This is a genomic window from Reyranella sp. (genome assembly GCF_004296935.1).
Classification (GTDB): domain Bacteria; phylum Pseudomonadota; class Alphaproteobacteria; order Reyranellales; family Reyranellaceae; genus Reyranella.
In genome coordinates this window covers 1-16,357 of record NZ_SCVH01000160.1, presented here as the reverse complement: position 1 = coordinate 16,357, position 16,357 = coordinate 1, and the positions used below count along the sequence as shown (strand labels likewise).

Here is a 16,357-nt window from a genome sequence, read left to right as displayed (position 1 = left end):
TTCGGCCGGAACGCCCCATGTCAGGAAGTCGAGGGGGCCCCGCCGACCGATGTATAAAGCCACTACCCGTGCCATTTGCGTGACCGTCAGCCCGCAATATCTGCCCGATCAGTCCGATCCGGCCAAGTCGCAGTATGTCTGGGCCTACCAAGTCCGTATTGAAAACAAGGGTGATGCCACGGTGCAGCTGCGCAGCCGCCACTGGAAGATCACCGATGGGCTCGGCCGCCTGCAGGAAGTGAAGGGGCCCGGCGTGGTCGGCAAGACGCCGATGCTGCGCCCCGGCGACGTGTTCGAGTACACTTCAGGCACGCCGCTCTCGACGCCTTCGGGCATCATGGGCGGCACTTATCAGATGGTGAGTGAGTCGGGCGAGAATTTCGACATCGAGATCCCCGTCTTCTCACTCGATACGCCGATCGCAAAGCGCAACCTCAACTGAGATCGGTGCTCGGGAGGAACGACGATGAACAGGATGCTGAAGAAAAGCGACATGGTCTCGCTCGCCACCGGCCTCGCCCGTCCCTCGCGCGAGGAGGCCGAGGCCGCCGTCCGCACCTTGATCCGCTGGTCCGGCGACGATCCCGACCGCGAGGGCCTGGCCGGCACGCCCGACCGCGTCGTGCGCTCCTACGAGGAATTCTTCGCCGGCTATGACCAGGATCCGCGCGACATGCTGCAGCGGACCTTCGAGGAGGTCGAGGGCTACGACGAGGTCGTGGCGCTGCGCGACATCCGCCTCGAATCGCACTGCGAGCACCACATGGTGCCGATCATCGGCCGGGTCCACGTCGGCTACCTGCCCGACAAGCGCGTCGTCGGCATCAGCAAGCTCGCCCGCGTGGTCGACGCCTTCGCCCATCGCCTGCAGATCCAGGAGAAGCTGACGGCGCAGATCGCCAACACGCTGCAGGACGTGCTGCAGCCGCGCGGTGTCGCCGTCGTCATCGAGGCCGCGCACCAGTGCATGACCACGCGCGGCGTGCACAAGTCCGACGTCACCATGGTGACCAGCCGCATGCTGGGCGCCTTCCGCGACAACGGCGAGACACGCCGCGAATTCCTGACCATGATCGGTCGTACGTCGGTTTAGCCAAGACCTCATCCTTTTCCGGACCGCGAGCGTCTCGCTCGCTCAAGCTCATGAGCGAGCGGGACGCTCGCGGTCCGGAGGAGCATGACAATCGGTCGGAATTTTGTAAGCAAGGGATATCATGGCCGGAGAGATCGTCGATTCCGTCGAAATGCTGCGTCGTCTCGTGGCGTTCGACACCACCTCGCGCAATTCCAACCTGGCCCTGATCGACTACGTCCAGGGATACCTCAAGGGACACGGCATCGAGAGCCGGCTGGTGCCGAACGAGGACGGCACCAAGGCCAACATGTTCGCCACCGTCGGTCCCAACGTGAAGGACGGCGTCGTGCTCTCCGGCCACACCGACGTGGTGCCGGTCGACGGCCAGCCGTGGACCACCGATCCGTGGACGCTGACGCTGAAGGACGGCAAGTACTACGGCCGCGGCACCTGCGACATGAAGGCGTTCTATGCCATCGCACTCGCCATGGTCCCTGAGTTCAAGAAGGCCAAGCTCAAGCGGCCGATCCATTTCGCGCTCTCCTACGACGAGGAGATCGGCTGCTTCGGCGCCCATTCCCTGGCCGCCGCCATGGCGACCGAAGTGCCGCGCCCGCGCGCCATCATCATCGGCGAGCCCACGATGATGACGGTGGTCCATGCCCACAAGGGCTCGCAGTCCTACCTCACCAGGTTCACCGGCTTCGAGGCCCATTCCTCGATGACGCACCTCGGCGTCAGCGCCATCCACTTCGCCGGCGAATTCATCCACTACCTCAACCAGGTCCAGGAGGAGCTCGAGGCGGCCGCGCCCAGGAACAGCGAGTTCATGCCGGCGGCGGCGACCTTCAACGTCGGCACCATCCTGGGCGGCACGGCGGGCAACATCCTGGCGCGCGAGTGCGAGGTGCTGTGGGGCTACCGCGAATTGCCGACGCGGCCGATCGAGGAGCTGGGCGAGCGCGCCAAGAAGTGGCTCGAGACGGAGCTGCTGCCCAAGATGAAGGCCAAGCATCCGGCCGCCGCCATCGCCACCGAACTGCGCGCCTCGACACCGGCCTTCTCGCCCGAGGGCAACGACGAGGCCAAGACTTTGGCCGGCAGCTGGTCGGGCTCCAACACGGTGGGCAGCGTGGTCTATGCCACCGAAGCCGGCATCTTCCGCAAGACGCTGGGCGTGCCCACGGTGGTGTGCGGCCCGGGCGACATCGCCCAGGCCCATCAGCCCAACGAATTCCTGCTCGCCTCCCAGATCGACGCCTGCGAGGCCTTCATGCGGCGCATGGTGGAGTGGGCGTGTAGGGATTAGCTTGAGATCATTACTCTTCCCCTTGGCGGACTCCGCCAAGGGGAAGTGCCCTCGTCATACGAGGGCGATGGGGTCATGACCCCCTCTGGCCCTTCGGGCCACCTCCCCCGAGACGGGGGAGGAGAAGACATCACCCCGCCGCCGCCAGCGCCTGTGTCAGATCGGCGATCAGGTCGTCGGGATGTTCTATGCCGACCGAGAGGCGGATCGTCGTGTCGAGCACGCCGATCCGGTCGCGGACTTCGACCGGAACGCCGGAGTGCGTCATGGCGGCGGGATGGCTCGCCAGCGACTCGGTGCCGCCGAGGCTGACCGCCAGCTTGAAGATTTGCAGCGCGTTCAGGAAGGCGAACGCCTCCTTCTCGCCGCCCTTGATGTCGAACGAGAAGGTCGAACCGGCGCCCGTGCATTGCCGGGCGAAGACCGCCTGGGCCGGCGAGCCTTCCTCCAGGAATTTCAGGTAGTGGACCTTGTCGACCCTGGGGTGGTCGCGCAGATACTCGGCGACGAGTCTTCCATTGGCCTCTGCGCGCTCCATCCTGATCCCGAGCGTTTCCAGCGAGCGGCCCAGCATCCAGCAGGAATGCGGATCGAGCTGCGTGCCGAGGCTGCCGCGCAGCGCCTTGATCGGCCCGATGGTCGCCTGTGCGCCCAGTGTGGCGCCGGCGATGAGATCGGAATGGCCGCCGACATATTTGGTGAGCGAGTAGACCGAGACATCGGCGCCATGGTCGAGCGGACGCTGGAACACCGGGCCCAGCAGGGTGTTGTCGCAGACCAGGATCGGCCTGAAACCACCCTGCTTTTGTCCGGGTGCGGCGCCGATCTCGTCGGCGATCCGCCGCAACAGCGCGATATCGACCAGCGTGTTGGTCGGGTTGGCCGGCGTTTCGATCATGATGACCGACAGACGTCCTTTGCCGCGTGCCTCGGTTGCAGCCGCACGAACGGCGGTTTCGTCGACGCCATCGACGAAACCGACCGAGCCGATGCCGAAGCCCGCCATCGTGCGCGACAGCAGCGTTTCGGTGCCGCCGTAGAGCGGTTGGGAATGCAGGATGACATCGCCCGGCCGGGCGAACGCGAGAATCGTGGTGGCGATCGCCGACATGCCGGACGAGAACAGCACGCACGACTCCGCGCCTTCGTAGACCGCCAGCCGATCCTCGACGATCTCGCTGTTGGGATGGTTGAAGCGCGAATAGACAAGACCGGCGCCGGTGCCGGCGGGCGGCTTGCGGCGCCCCGCGGCGTAGTCGAAGAAGTCGCGCCCTTCCTCCGCCGAGCCGAACACGAAGGTGGAGGTGAGGAAGACCGGCGGCTTCACCGCGCCCTCCGACAGCTTGGGATCGTAGCCGTAGCTCAGCATCAGCGTCTCGGGCTTGAGCGCGTGATTGCCGATGTGGGTTTTGGAGGGACGTGGCGCGACCATGGCGTGTTCTCCTGTCGGCGGTTCCGGTGGGGCAGGATAGCCCAGGGCGGCGGCGTCCGCTGTCTATCGAGAATTCAAGGCGTTACAGTGACCGCGATACCGGAGGAGAACGGGACGTGCCGCACCTGATCGCCGTCGACTGGGGAACGAGCTCGCTGCGCGGCGCCCGTCTCGACGAGGCGGGTCGCGTGCTGGAGGAGAAGAGCGCACCGCTCGGCATCCTCAACGTGCCCAACGGCGACTTCGCCGGCGTCTTCGCCTCGTTGTTCTCGGACTGGATGAAGCCGGCCGGCAGTGTCTGCCTGATCTCCGGCATGGCCGGCAGCCGGCAGGGTTGGAGCGAGGCGCCCTATGTCGCCTGTCCCGCCGGGCCCGACGAGCTCGCGCGGCGCCTGCACTGGATCGAGCCGGGGCGGATCGCCCTCGTGCCCGGCCTCAGCGACGAGCAGGGTGACGTGCCCGACGTGATGCGCGGCGAGGAGGTGCAGATCTTCGGCGCCATGCGGCTTACGGGCCTTGGCGAGGGGCTGTTCGTCCTGCCCGGCACGCACAGCAAATGGGCCACGGTGCAGGGTGGCCGGGTCATCGGCTTCCGTACCTATATGACAGGGGAGTTCTATGGATTGCTGAGCCAGCATTCCATCCTGGCGCGCACGCTCGACGCCGACGCCGCCCTCGACGAGGCGGCCTTCCTGCGCGGCGTAACGCGCGCCGGCAATGGCGAAGGCCTGCTGCACAACGCCTTCGGTGTGCGCGCGCTCGGCCTGTTCGGCCGCCTGTCGCCGGCCCAGTCGGCGAGCTATCTCTCCGGCCTGCTGATCGGCGAGGAACTGCGTCTTCAGGAGCTGCCAATGGGTCGCGAGGTCATCGCGATCGGCGCGGCGGCGCTGACGGCGCGCTATGCTCTCGCGCTCGGTCAGAGGGGCGCCCGCGTGCGCAGCTTCGGCGCCGAGGCGACATGGGCCGGCGTGAGGGCCTTGCGGAGATGACCGCGCCCTCCCGTCGCACGAAAGAGTGGGGAGCGAGAATGTGGATCATGGTTGCCGGGCCCTACAGGGCCGGTGGTGGAGCGGCCGATCCGGCGGTCCGGGCGGCCAATCTGAAAGTTCTCAACGAAGCCGCCGTCGCGCTTCATCGCGCCGGACACGTGCCGATCATCGGCGTGAACATGGCGCTTCCCATGATCGAGGCGGCGGGCGGAAGCGATGCAGCCTACGAGGAACTCCTGGCGCCAGTGTCGCTGGCCCTCGTCGAGCGTTGCGACGCCTGCGTGGGGCGCATGGCAGGTTTCCGATAGGAGACTTGCAGGTTCAGCAGGTTTTAGGTTATTATTCAGGTAGGCTGACGCTCGGACTGCGTCGGCCTTTTTCATGATCGGCAAGACCTCCTGCGGCCGTCCGTGGGTTCGCGCGCCTCTTCCTTCCGGGCGCCTGGTGCAGCCGCCGCGGGTCCTGACCCGTGGACAGTCCCAACAACGACCCCGTCTCAACTCGGCGCCAAATAACGACGCCAGAACAGACACTTAACGACGCCTGGGGCACAGGGCGCGCCGGGGCTTGGGCAAACGAAGAAACCGGGAGTCGGACAAAAGCCAATGGAATAGGGCTTATCTCGGAGTCTGGCCCAACTTCGGGCCCAACACTCCCACGTTTCAGGTGGGCCCGCCGAGCGCGCGGAAAGGTTGGATTTGCTGGCTTCCAGGCGGCTGGAGAGCCGAATTTCTGTATGTCGAGTTGGGCCCGATTTCAAAAGTTGGGCCCGTGCGCCGGGCGAGCGGGCAACCGAAACGGCTACGCGTCGGAGGCGTAGACCCGGTCGAGGTCCGCCTCGTCATACGCATATTGGGTCGAGCAGAACTCGCAGGTGACGGCGACCAGGCCCTGCGGATCGCGCAGGTCGGCGAGCTCCTCGCGCCTGATCGATTTCAGCACGCCGTCGATGCGCTCGCGGCTGCAGCGGCAGCGGGCCTGGAAGGCGCGGCGCTCGAACAGGCGCGCGCCCTCGGCGTGGAACAGGCGGAACAGCAGCGTCTTGCCGGGCAGGGCAGGGTCGAGCATTTCCTTCTCGGTGGCCGAGGCCATCAGGATGACGGCCTTGCGCCAGTCGTCCTCGCGCTGGTCCTGGTCGACGTCGATGCGGCCGGCGTCGAACTCCGGCATCTGCTGGACGACCAGAGAGGCCGCCCGCCAGTGAGGACCGTCCGTCGTTTCCTCGCGACGGGCCTCGATCTTGATGCCGGTCGGCAGCTGCTCGGACTGGCGGAAATAGGTGTGGGCGCAGTCGGCCAGGGTGGCACCCTCCAGCGGCACGACGCCCTGGTAGCGCTCGGTGTGCTGGCCCTGGTCGACGGTGAAGGTGAGGCGGCCCTGGCCGAACAGTTTCGGCACGTAGCCGTCCGGCGCATCGTGGTTGCCGGAGCCGAGGGCGACGGCGAGCTTCCAGGAATCGAACTGGGCGTAGCCGCGCAGCGCGCCGTCGCTGGTGAGGTCGGTGACGAGGAGGCGGATCGGCCCATCGCCGCTGATCTGCAGCGTGAAGATGCCGTCGTATTTCAGCGACGTCGCCAGCGCCGTGCACAGCACCATCGCCTCGGCCAGCGGCCGCGCCACGGCGAGCGGATAGCCGTGGCGTTCGATGATGGCATCGAGCGAGGGGCCGAGCCGCACGAGACGGCCGCGGACACCCAGCGCGTCGAGCTGGAAGGGTAGGACGCGGTCCCAGTCTTCGTCGGAAGGGGTGAGGCCCTCCGACGCGAGACTCACGATAGACACCAGGCGAGGATGCTCTTCTGCGCATGCAGGCGGTTTTCCGCCTCGTCGAACACGACCGACTGCGGCCCGTCGATCACATCGACGGTCACTTCCTCGCCGCGATGGGCCGGCAGGCAGTGCATGAAGATGGCGTCCTTCTTGGCCTGCTTCATCAGGTGCTTGTCGACCTGGAAGCCGCGCAGCAGGTTGTGCCGCCTGGCGGCGCTCGGGCTTTGCGGATCCTCGTCGCCCATCGACACCCAGGTGTCGGTGACGACGCAGTCGGCGCCCTTCACCAGTCTCTCGGGATCGTGGCCGATCTGGATGCGGCCTTTCGACTTCTCCGCCCACTGCACGACGTCGGCCGGCGGCGTCAGTTCCGGCGGGCAGGCGATGCGCAGCTCGAAATCGAACTGGACGGCGGCGTGGATCCACGACGTCGCCATGTTGTTGCCGTCGCCCGACCAGGCGATCGCCTTGCCCTGGATCGGGCCGCGATGCTCCTCGAAGGTCATGACGTCGGCCATCAGCTGGCAGGGATGCGTCTTGTCGGTGAGGCCGTTGATCACCGGCACGGTCGCATACTTGGCCATCTCGAGGAGCTTCTCCTCGACGGTGGTGCGCATCATGATGATGTCGACGTAGCGGCTGAGCACGCGGGCGGTGTCGGCGATGGTCTCGCCGCGCCCCAGCTGCGTGTCGGTGCGCCCGAGCATGATCGTCTGGCCGCCCAGCTCGCGCATGCCGACCTCGAACGACACGCGCGTCCGGGTCGAGGGCTTTTCGAAGATCATGGCGAGTGTCTTGCCGGCCAGCGGCTGGGCGTGGCCGCCCCCCGGCCCGCCATTGGCCCGCGACTTCTTCATCGCCTTGCCCTGGTCGAGGATCTGGCGAAGCGTCTTAGGGTCGACCTGATCGAGGTCGAGGAAATGTTTGGGTGTCGACATGGGTCGTCACTTGGCTGCGGCTTCGAACGCGACCGCAGCCTTCTCGAGAATGGCCACGCCCTCGTCGAGGACCGCCTTGTCGGCGATCAACGCGGGGAAGATGCGGACGACGTTCTCGCCGGCCGGCGGCACCAGCATGCCGAGCGACTGCAGTTTGTCGACCATCTCGCCGGCCGGCGGCACGCAACGGATGCCCTGGAGAAAGCCGGTGCCGCGCTGCTCGACGAACACTTTCGGATGCTTCTTGCAGAGCCCTTCGAGCTGTCCCTTGAGGTATTCGCCGCGCTCGCGCACGCCCTCGATGAAGCCGGGCGCCAGGAGGACGTCGAGCACCGCGTTGGCCACGCCCGTGGCCAGCGGATTGCCGCCGTAGGTCGAGCCGTGCGTGCCCGGCACCATGCCGACCGCCGCCTTCTCGGTCGCCATGAAGGCGCCGATCGGGAAGCCGCCGCCCATGCCCTTGGCGATCGCCGCGACATCGGGCTTCACACCCGACCAGTCGTAGCCCCACATCTTGCCCGTGCGGCCGAAACCCGTGTGGATCTCGTCGTAGAACAGGAGCAGGCCGAACTCGTCGCAGATCGCGCGCAGGTCCTTCAGGAACTGCGTCGTGGTGGCGCGGATGCCGCCTTCGCCCTGGATCGGCTCGACCAGGATGCCGGCGGTCTCGTCGTCCACCATGTCGCGCACGACGTTGGTGTTGTTGAGCGGCGCGTGGCTGTAGCCGGCAGCCGGCGGGCCGAAGCCTTCGAGGTACTTCTCGTTGCCGGTGGCGGCGAGCGCGTTCAGCAGGCGGCCGTGGAACGCCGCCTGGAAGCAGATGATCTTGTACCGCTTGGGCTGGCCGTTCATGAACTGATACTTGCGGATCAGCTTGATGCCGCCCTCGATCGCCTCGGCGCCCGAGTTGCAGAAGAACATGGTGTCGGCGAAGGAGTTCTCGACCAGCCGCTTGGCCAGCTTCTCGCCGTTGCCGATGCGGAACAGGTTCGAGGTGTGCCACAGCTTCTGTCCCTGCTCGGTCAGAGCCTTGACCAGGTAGGGGTGGCAGTGGCCCAGCGCGTTGACGGCGATACCGGAGGTAAAGTCGACATAACGTCGGCCGTCCGTCGCGTAGAGATAGTTGCCCTCTCCGCGTTCGAACACGACGTCCTTGCGACCGTACGTCGGCATAACAGCCGTAATCACAGCTAGACCCTCCTTCAGAAGTAAAATTCCCCCGCTTTTGGCGGGGGTCGGGCACTATCTTACCGAGGTCGGGGTGTGTCAACGTCGCCCAAAGGGCGCAGGTGTGCGTCTTGAGGGCCTCCGACCCCTCTGCTAGGAGACCCGCCGTTCCAATGGATCCGCTTCCCTCACGCAATGCCCGGCTTGCCCAGCGCCGCGCCGGCTTCACCTCGGTGCCCGAGATGCTGGACTATGCGGCTCAGGGCCAGACCGGCATCTCCTTTTATAATGCCAAGGGGGACCTGCTGTCGGTGCTCACCTGGCGCGAGGTCCGGGAGCGGGCCCAGGTCACCGCCCGTAAGCTGATCGGGGCGGGATTTGCCGTCGGCGAACGGCTCCTGATTACTGCCGACACCTGGCCCGGCTTCTTCGATTCCTTCTTCGGCGCCCAGTATGCCGGGCTGGTGCCCGTCCCGGTGTCGATTCCGGTCGGGATCGGCGGCAAGGATGCCTATCTCGACCAACTCCGCCGGCAGCTGTTTGCCTCGGGCGCGGTCGCGGCCGTCGGCATCGACGATCTCGCGGGCTTCCTCGCCGACGCCGCCAGGGAATTCCCGGCGGTACGCCTGCATGGCGGCAAGGATGTCCTCGATGCCCTGCCGGAGAAGCCGGTCGACCTCCGGCCGCTCGGCCCCGCCGACCTCTGCTACATCCAGTTCTCCTCGGGCAGCACGCGCCATCCGCATGGCGTGCAGATCACCCAGCGGGCCCTGATGGCCAACCTCGCTGGCATGACGGGGCCGGCGGGCCTCGATGTGGTCCCGGGCGATCGCACGGCGAGCTGGCTGCCGCTTTATCACGACATGGGCCTGATCGGGTTCCTGATGGCGCCGCTCAGTTGCCAGCTCTCGATCGACTACCTGACGCCGCGCGACTTCGCGCGCCGGCCGATGCAGTGGCTCAACATCATCTCGCGCAATCGTGGCACCATCTCCTACAGCCCGAGCTTCGGCTACGACCTGGCGACGCGACGCGGCGCCACGCAGGTGCCGGCCGATCTCGACCTCTCGAGCTGGCGGCGCGCCGGGATCGGCGGCGACATGATCCGTCCCGAGGTGCTTCAACGCTTCGCCGACGCCTTCGAACCCTCGGGCTTCGATCGCAAGGCCTTCATTCCAAGCTACGGCATGGCCGAGGTATGCTTGGCGATCACTTTCAGCCCGCACGATGTGGGTGTGCGTACCGACGTCGTCGACCGAAAAGCGCTTGGCGAGGCACAGCTCGCGATGCCGGCTTCCGATCCGCAGGACAGCCAGCGCGCCCGCCGTTTCGTGCTGTGCGGCCGTGTCCTGCCCGGCCACCTTCTCGAAGTGCGCGGTCCCGACGGCGGAGTGCGGGCCGATCGTCAGGTCGGACGAATCTTCGTGCAGGGCCCCAGCGTCATGCCGGGCTATTTCGGCGAGCCCGAGGCCACCCAGGAGGTGCTTTCGGACGACGGCTGGCTCGACACCGGCGATCTCGGCTACTGGCTGGCGGGCGAGATCGTGGTCACGGGGCGTGCCAAGGATCTCATCATCATCAACGGCCGCAATGTCTGGCCGCAGGACATCGAGTGGGCGATCGAGGCCAAGCGCCTCGTGAAGAACGGCGATGCCGCGGCCTTCTCCATCGATACCGGCGAGGGCGAGCGGGTGGTCGTGGCGGTGCTGGCGCGCGTGTCGGGTGAGGAGGCCCGCGTGGCGCTGGCGCGCGACGTCGCCGGCGCGGTGCGCGAGGCAATTGCGGTCGATTGCGACGTCGCCCTGGTGCCGCCGACAACAGGGCTGCCGACGACGAGCTCAGGCAAGCTGAGCCGCGCGCGGACCAAGGCCAACTACCTCGCCGGCCTCTACGCATCGCCGGCCTCGCCTTCGAAGCCGGCCGCGGCCTGAGTCGGCCGCAATGGGCAGGCTGGTCGCGGTTACCGGCGCCACAGGCTTTGTCGGGCCGCACCTTGTGTCTGCCCTGGCCCGACGTGGTTTCAGCCTCCGCCTCTTGATTCGACGCTGGTCGCCGATGCCCTCGTTGCCGAACGTCAAGGCCGAGGTCGTGCTCGGCGACCTGGCTGACGAAGCGGCCCTGCGGCGCCTGGTCGACGGCGCCGACACGGTGATTCACGCCGCCGGCCTCATCAAGGCGCGGCAGCCCGCCGACTTCATGGCGGTCAACCGCGATGGCACGGCGCGCCTTTCGGCTCTTGCCCCTCAGGCGCGGTTCATCCTGCTTTCTTCACTGGCTGCCCGCGAACCCCAGCTTTCGCCCTATGCCGGGAGCAAGCGGGCGGCTGAGCAGGTGGTGGCCGGCCGAATCGGTCCGTGGCTGGCGATTCGGGCGCCGGCGGTCTACGGCCCGGGCGACCGCGAAACGCTGACCTATTTCAAAGCCGCCGCCCGGGGGCTGGCGCCACGACCTCAACTCGACGACGCCCGATTGGCTCTCATCCATGTCGCGGATCTGGCCGAAGCCCTGGCCATGGCGGTCGATCATCCCCCACCCGACTCTGTCTACGAGATCGATGACGGACAGGAGGGAGGGTACGGCTACGGCGACATGGCGGCGGCGGCGGGGGCCGCGCTGGGGCGCGGGGTCTGGTCGTTGCCGGTGCCCCGGGCCGCCATGGAAGTCGTCGGCTGGGCCAACGGCCTGCGGCATGCCCTGGGAGGGGCGGCCCAGATTCTGACCCGGGCCAAGGTCCGGGAACTATTTCACCCCGACTGGGCGGTTCACGACCGCCGTCTGGCGGCAACGATCGATTTCCGGCCCCGCTACGATCTGAAGGCGGGGTTTCGCGACACGATCTCGTGGTATCGCCAGAACAAATGGCTCTAGGACGTGTGAAACACTGCGTAACAAATTGTTATTTCACAAGGAATCACGGTTTCTGTCACAAAGTGGCATGTCTGACCCCGGGACCGGAGAGCAGCTCTTGCGCACTGCCCACCAATTGATCGTCGAAAACGACGACATCGCCAACACCCTCGAATTGCCCCGCCTCGCGTCGCGTCTCGACGTGATCCGGGAGATTTGCCGTCACCTCGCGCCCTATCAGGCGGGCGAGCGGCCGATCGTTGGCGCCACCGTCATCGCCAAGGACCTGACCATCGATTCGCTGGCGATCATGGATATGGTCATGGAGCTCGAGGACAGCTTCGACGTGTCGATCCCGATGAACGTCGTGGCCGAGATCCATACCGTCGACCAGCTCGCCGACACGATCCTGGATTTGCGCGCCAAGCGCTAGCCATCATGGGCTTGTTCGACCGTCATGCGGGCCTGCTCGAGGCGTACCGCGATGTCCGGACCACCGGGGCCGACCCTTTCCAGATCCGCATGGAGCGGGTGTTGTCGCCGACCGAGGCGATCATCAACGGCCGCAAGACCCTGCTGGTTGGCACCAACAACTATTTCGGCCTGACGTTCGATCCTTCCTGCATGGAAGCCGCCATCGAGGCGATCCGCGCCGAGGGCACCGGCACGACCGGCTCGCGCATCGCCAACGGCAGCTATAGCGAGCACGTCCTCCTGGAGGAGGAGATCGCCGCCTTCTACGGCAAGAAGCACTGCATGGTCTTCACGACCGGCTACCAGGCCAATCTCGGCGTGATTTCCACCCTGGTCGGCCAGGGCGACCATCTGCTGATCGACGCCGACAGCCACGCTTCGATCTACGATGCCTGCAAGATGACCCAGGCCGAGGTCGTGCGCTTCAAGCACAACGACCCCTCGAGCCTGGAATCCCGCCTTCGCCGTCTGGGCGACAAGTCCGGCAACCGGCTGGTGATCCTGGAAGGCATCTATTCGATGCTGGGCGACAGCGCGCCGCTCAGGGAATTCGTCGACGTCTGCAAGAAATACGGCGCCTATGTGCTGGTCGACGAGGCCCATTCGCTGGGCGCGCTCGGTGAGACCGGCCGCGGCCTCTGCGAGTCGGCGGGCGTCCTCGACGATTGCCATTTCATCGTCGGCACCTTCTCCAAGACCCTGGGCGCGATCGGCGGCTACTGCGTGTCGAACGATCCCGACTTCGACATCCTGCGCGTCACCGTGCGCTCCTATATGTTCACGGCGTCGCTGCCGCCCTCGATCGTGGCGTCCGTCCGCCAGGCGTTGCGCGTCGTCCAGGCGCGGCCGGAGCTGCGCAAGCAGCTCTGGGACAACGTCGCCACCCTCTATGACGGCCTCGCCGCGCAGGGTTTTAAGCTCGGCCCGGAGCATGGTCCCGTGGTGGGCGTGCATCTGCCCGACCGTATGCTCGCCATCGGCTTCTGGCGCGCCATGCTCGATGCCGGGATCTACGTGAACGTGGCCGTGCCGCCGGCCACGCCCAACGGCGTCTCGCTGCTGCGCTGCTCGGTTTGCGCCGCCCACACGCCGGAACAGCTGCAGCACATGATCGAGGTCATGACCGGGATCGGCCGGCAACTCGGGGTCCTTTCCGGGGCGCCGAAGCTGCGCGTCGTCGCCGGCAGCCGCTAGTTCCAGCCGCCTCGCTTGACCGTCCGGACCGGGCGGTGGATCACCCTTCCATGTTCACGCTGGCGCATCTGTCCGATCCGCACCTGCCGATGCCCGCGGCGCGCTCCCTCGACCTCCTGGGCAAGCGCGTGACGGGCTACCTCAACTGGTGGCGGCACCGCGTGCACTTGCATGTGCCGGAGGCGCTGGCCGGCATCGTGGCCGACCTCAAGGCGCAGAAGCCCGATCACATCGCGCTGACCGGTGACCTCGTGAACATCTCGCTGCCCGACGAGTTCGTCCGCGCTTCGAAGTGGCTCGCCCAGCTCGGCGGGCCCGACGGGATCACGGTCATTCCCGGCAACCACGACGTCTATGTCGCCACGGCCTGGGGCGAGGGGCTCGGTCTCTGGGGCACCTACATGGCAGGCGACGACAAGCCGCCGGCCACCGACTTCCAGGTCTTCCCGACCTTGCGCCGGCGCGGGCCGGTCGCGCTGGTCGGCCTCAACAGCGGAGTGCCGAAGCCACCTTTCTTCGCCACCGGGACGCTCGGCGAAGCACAGATCACGGCTGCCGAGAAGATTTTGGCCGATCTCGGCCGAGAAGGGCTTTGCCGCGTCGTGCTGATCCATCATCCGCCGCTCACCACCGAGAAGCACTTCAAGCGCCTGACCGATGCGGCGGCCTTCCAGGCGATGGTCCGTCGCGTCGGCTGCGAACTCGTCCTGCACGGACACAACCACCGAAGCGAAGTCGCGCGGATCGACGGCCCGGCCGGCCCGGTGCCGGTGATCGGCGTCACCTCGGCGTCGGCGGCGCCCGGCGGCAAGTATGGTCGGGCGCGCTACCACCTGATCCATGTCGAGCACGAGCCGACGGGATGGCGCCTGGGAGTCGATATCCGTGCGTTGCGCGCCGACGGTGCCGGCTGCGAACTCGATGGCCAGTTCGTGTTCCGAAGCGCTGCATCGGCCGTGGTAGGCTGAGGCGGACATGGCACCTTCCGATCTCGTCGTTTCCCCCGTGGCCACCAAGGCTGACCTCAAGGAATTCATCGGCCTGCCCAAGCGGCTCTATGCCGGACACAAGGGCTGGGTGGCGCCGCTCAACGTCGAGCGGCAGGAGGCTTTCTCGCCCAAGAAGAATCCGCTGTTTCTGCATGCCGAGGTCCAGTTCTTTCTCGCCCGGCGCGCCGGCCGGGTCGTCGGTCGGATCTCCGCCCAGGTCGATCGCGCCCATCTCGATCAGCATGCCGACAGCACCGGTCAGTTCGGCTGCCTGGTGGCCGAGGATGATCCGGCAATTTTCGCCGCGCTGTTCGCCGCGGCCGAAGCCTGGCTGAAGGCCAAAGGCATGGTGCGTGTGACCGGTCCATTCACCCTGTCGATCAACGAGGAGGTGGGCCTCCTGGTCCACGGCTTCGACAGCCGGCCGGTGCTGATGGTGCCCTATGATCCGCCCTATGCCGGGGCCCGGGTCGAGGCCTGCGGCTATGTGAAAGCCAAGGATCTCTTCTCCTACGACTACGACGTCCAGAATGCGCCGGAGACCATCGGCCGCAAGCTGCTCGACCGCGCCGGCCTCGCCGGCCGGGTCAAGGTCCGCACTGCCAACATGAAGATGTTCGACGCCGAGGTCCGCACCCTGGTCGGCATCTTCAACGATGCCTGGAGTGACAACTGGGGCTATGTGCCCTTCACCCAGGCCGAGATCGACCATGCCTCCAAGGCGCTGCGCCCGGTGATCGTGCCCGATCTCGCCGTGTTCGTGGATGTCGACGACGAGACGGTCGCCTTCATCCTGGCCCTCACCAACCTCAGCGAGGCGACCGTCGACTTCAACGGCGCGCTCACGCCCTGGAATCTGGTGAAGCTCCTGTTCCGGCTCAAGATCACCGACGTCCACAGTACCCGCGTGCCGCTGATGGGCGTGAAGAAGAAGTTCCGCAATCACCCTTTGATGGGCGCTGGCCTCGCCATGATCGCCATCGATCACCTGCGCGCCAACGGCAAGCGCCTGGGCAAGACCTCCGCCGAACTGGGCTGGATTCTCGAGGACAACAAGGCGACCAACAACATCATCCGCTCGGTCGGCGGCGTTCACTACAAGACGCACCGGGTCTACGAGAAGGCGCTGGGGTGAGCCCGCGGACGCCCGGCGTCGGCCGCCCGGCGTCGGCCTTCGCCCCTTTCGCCAACCGCTCCTTCGCGCTGCTGTGGACCGCCAACGTCCTGTCCAACACCGGCGGCTGGATGGCGACCACGGGTGCCGCCTGGGAGATGACCAGTCTGACGCAGGAGCCGATCTTCGTGGCGCTGCTGTCGGCGGCGGGCACGCTCCCGATGTTCCTGTTCTGCTTCTTTGCCGGCGTCCTGGCTGACCGGTTCGATCGCCGCCGCTACATCATCGTCTGCCAGGTCTGGATGATGGCGGTGGCCGCCGCCTTGGCCGTATTGGCCTTCCTGGGCCGGCTCGACCACTGGAGCCTGCTTGGCCTCAGCTTCTGCATGGGGCTCGGCAACGCCATGAACGCGCCCGCCTGGCATGCCGTCGTGCCGGAGATCGTCTCCGGACCGCACCTCCGGCCGGCCATCGCGCTGAACAGCGCCGGCTTCAATCTTGCCCGCACGGTGGGGCCGGTGGTCGGCCAGGTCCTTCTCAGCCTGGTCGGTGTCTTCATGCTCTTCGCCGTCAACGCCGCCACCTATGTCGGCGTCATCTTCGCCATGTTGCGCTGGCGCCGGCCGGCCGAGGCGAAAGCCGCCCAGCGTCGCGAGGGACTGCTCGAGGCGGCGCGCAGCGGCATCGCCTTCGTGCGCGGGTCCGGCGAGCTCAAGGCGATCTTCGCCCGCGGCCTCTGCTTCTTCGTGCCCGGCATCGCTGTCGGCACCCTGCTGCCGGTGATCGGCCGCTTCGAGCTCGGTCTCGACGAATTCGCCTTCGGAATCCTCTACGCCGTGTTCGGAGCCGGTGCCGTGGCTGGCGCCATCCTCATGCCGACCTTGAATCGCTTGCTCGGGCCGGACCGCGCCAATATCTGGGCGATGGGCATCCACACTGCCGCCACCCTGGTGATCGCGCTCGTGCTCACGCCGCTGGTGGTCGGTGCCTGTGTCGCCCTTTCGGGCGCCTGCTGGATCACCTTCATCGCCAACAACGGCACCGCGGTTCAGACGATCC

General features: G+C 66.8%; 16 protein-coding genes. 12 read left to right on the top strand and 4 right to left on the bottom strand.

Going from position 1 to position 16,357, the window contains the following annotated elements:
* Positions 1-49 precede the first annotated feature (49 nt).
* From apaG to argE, 3 genes are all read left to right on the top strand, one after another.
* Positions 50-442, top strand: a complete 393-nt coding sequence (gene apaG, locus EPO55_RS23155) for a Co2+/Mg2+ efflux protein ApaG (protein WP_296339745.1) — start codon at positions 50-52, stop codon at positions 440-442.
* Positions 443-466: 24 nt separating this feature from the next.
* A complete protein-coding gene (gene folE, locus EPO55_RS23150; protein WP_296339743.1) occupies positions 467-1,093 on the top strand; it encodes a GTP cyclohydrolase I FolE in 627 nt (208 codons plus the stop codon).
* A 121-nt stretch (positions 1,094-1,214) separates the two neighbouring features.
* On the top strand, positions 1,215-2,384 hold the full coding sequence (gene argE, locus EPO55_RS23145) for an acetylornithine deacetylase (RefSeq protein ID WP_296339741.1): 1,170 nt from the start codon (positions 1,215-1,217) through the stop codon (positions 2,382-2,384).
* A gap of 130 nt (positions 2,385-2,514) precedes the next feature.
* Here argE and EPO55_RS23140 read toward each other — a convergent pair whose 3' ends face one another.
* Complete coding sequence (locus EPO55_RS23140; RefSeq protein WP_296339740.1) at positions 2,515-3,816, bottom strand: cystathionine gamma-synthase family protein; 1,302 nt, start codon at positions 3,814-3,816, stop codon at positions 2,515-2,517.
* A 116-nt stretch (positions 3,817-3,932) separates the two neighbouring features.
* Between EPO55_RS23140 and EPO55_RS23135 the strand changes: the two genes are divergently transcribed.
* A complete protein-coding gene (locus tag EPO55_RS23135) occupies positions 3,933-4,805 on the top strand; it encodes a 2-dehydro-3-deoxygalactonokinase (protein WP_296339739.1) in 873 nt (290 codons plus the stop codon).
* Positions 4,806-4,843: 38 nt separating this feature from the next.
* Entirely contained in the window at positions 4,844-5,113 is a 270-nt protein-coding gene (locus EPO55_RS23130) for a DUF1937 family protein (RefSeq protein ID WP_296339738.1), read from the top strand.
* Between the two features lie 493 nt (positions 5,114-5,606).
* Here the strand turns inward: EPO55_RS23130 and EPO55_RS23125 are convergent, their stop codons facing one another.
* From EPO55_RS23125 to EPO55_RS23115, 3 genes are read right to left on the bottom strand one after another with little or no spacing between them, the layout of a single operon-like run.
* Positions 5,607-6,578 (bottom strand): Hsp33 family molecular chaperone HslO, encoded by a 972-nt coding sequence (locus EPO55_RS23125; RefSeq protein ID WP_296339736.1) that lies wholly within the window; start codon positions 6,576-6,578, stop codon positions 5,607-5,609.
* Positions 6,575-7,513, bottom strand: coding sequence for an ornithine carbamoyltransferase (gene argF / locus EPO55_RS23120; RefSeq protein WP_296339735.1), 939 nt, complete (start codon positions 7,511-7,513; stop codon positions 6,575-6,577). Before argF ends, EPO55_RS23125 begins: the two co-directional genes overlap by 4 nt.
* A gap of 6 nt (positions 7,514-7,519) precedes the next feature.
* Positions 7,520-8,701: an aspartate aminotransferase family protein gene (locus EPO55_RS23115; protein ID WP_296339734.1), complete on the bottom strand. Its 1,182-nt coding sequence runs from the start codon at positions 8,699-8,701 to the stop codon at positions 7,520-7,522.
* A gap of 152 nt (positions 8,702-8,853) precedes the next feature.
* Between EPO55_RS23115 and EPO55_RS23110 the strand changes: the two genes are divergently transcribed.
* The 7 genes from EPO55_RS23110 to EPO55_RS23080 all read left to right on the top strand — a co-directional run.
* A complete protein-coding gene (locus EPO55_RS23110) occupies positions 8,854-10,611 on the top strand; it encodes a fatty acyl-AMP ligase (protein WP_296339733.1) in 1,758 nt (585 codons plus the stop codon).
* Between the two features lie 10 nt (positions 10,612-10,621).
* The gene (locus EPO55_RS23105) at positions 10,622-11,548 is read left to right on the top strand and encodes an NAD(P)-dependent oxidoreductase (protein ID WP_296339732.1); all 927 of its coding nucleotides are present in this window, start codon (positions 10,622-10,624) and stop codon (positions 11,546-11,548) included.
* Between the two features lie 97 nt (positions 11,549-11,645).
* On the top strand, positions 11,646-11,960 hold the full coding sequence (locus EPO55_RS23100; protein WP_296339731.1) for a phosphopantetheine-binding protein: 315 nt from the start codon (positions 11,646-11,648) through the stop codon (positions 11,958-11,960).
* 5 nt (positions 11,961-11,965) lie between these two features.
* Positions 11,966-13,195 (top strand): aminotransferase class I/II-fold pyridoxal phosphate-dependent enzyme, encoded by a 1,230-nt coding sequence (locus EPO55_RS23095; protein WP_296339729.1) that lies wholly within the window; start codon positions 11,966-11,968, stop codon positions 13,193-13,195.
* A gap of 50 nt (positions 13,196-13,245) precedes the next feature.
* On the top strand, positions 13,246-14,163 hold the full coding sequence (locus EPO55_RS23090) for a metallophosphoesterase (protein ID WP_296339728.1): 918 nt from the start codon (positions 13,246-13,248) through the stop codon (positions 14,161-14,163).
* Positions 14,164-14,170: 7 nt separating this feature from the next.
* Positions 14,171-15,319 carry a dATP pyrophosphohydrolase gene (locus EPO55_RS23085; RefSeq protein ID WP_296339727.1) on the top strand — a complete coding sequence of 383 codons (1,149 nt, stop codon included), beginning with the start codon at positions 14,171-14,173 and terminating at the stop codon, positions 15,317-15,319.
* Positions 15,316-16,357 (top strand): MFS transporter (locus EPO55_RS23080; protein ID WP_296339726.1); only part of this gene is annotated, 1,042 nt, incomplete at its 3' end. The genes EPO55_RS23085 and EPO55_RS23080, both read left to right, overlap by 4 nt.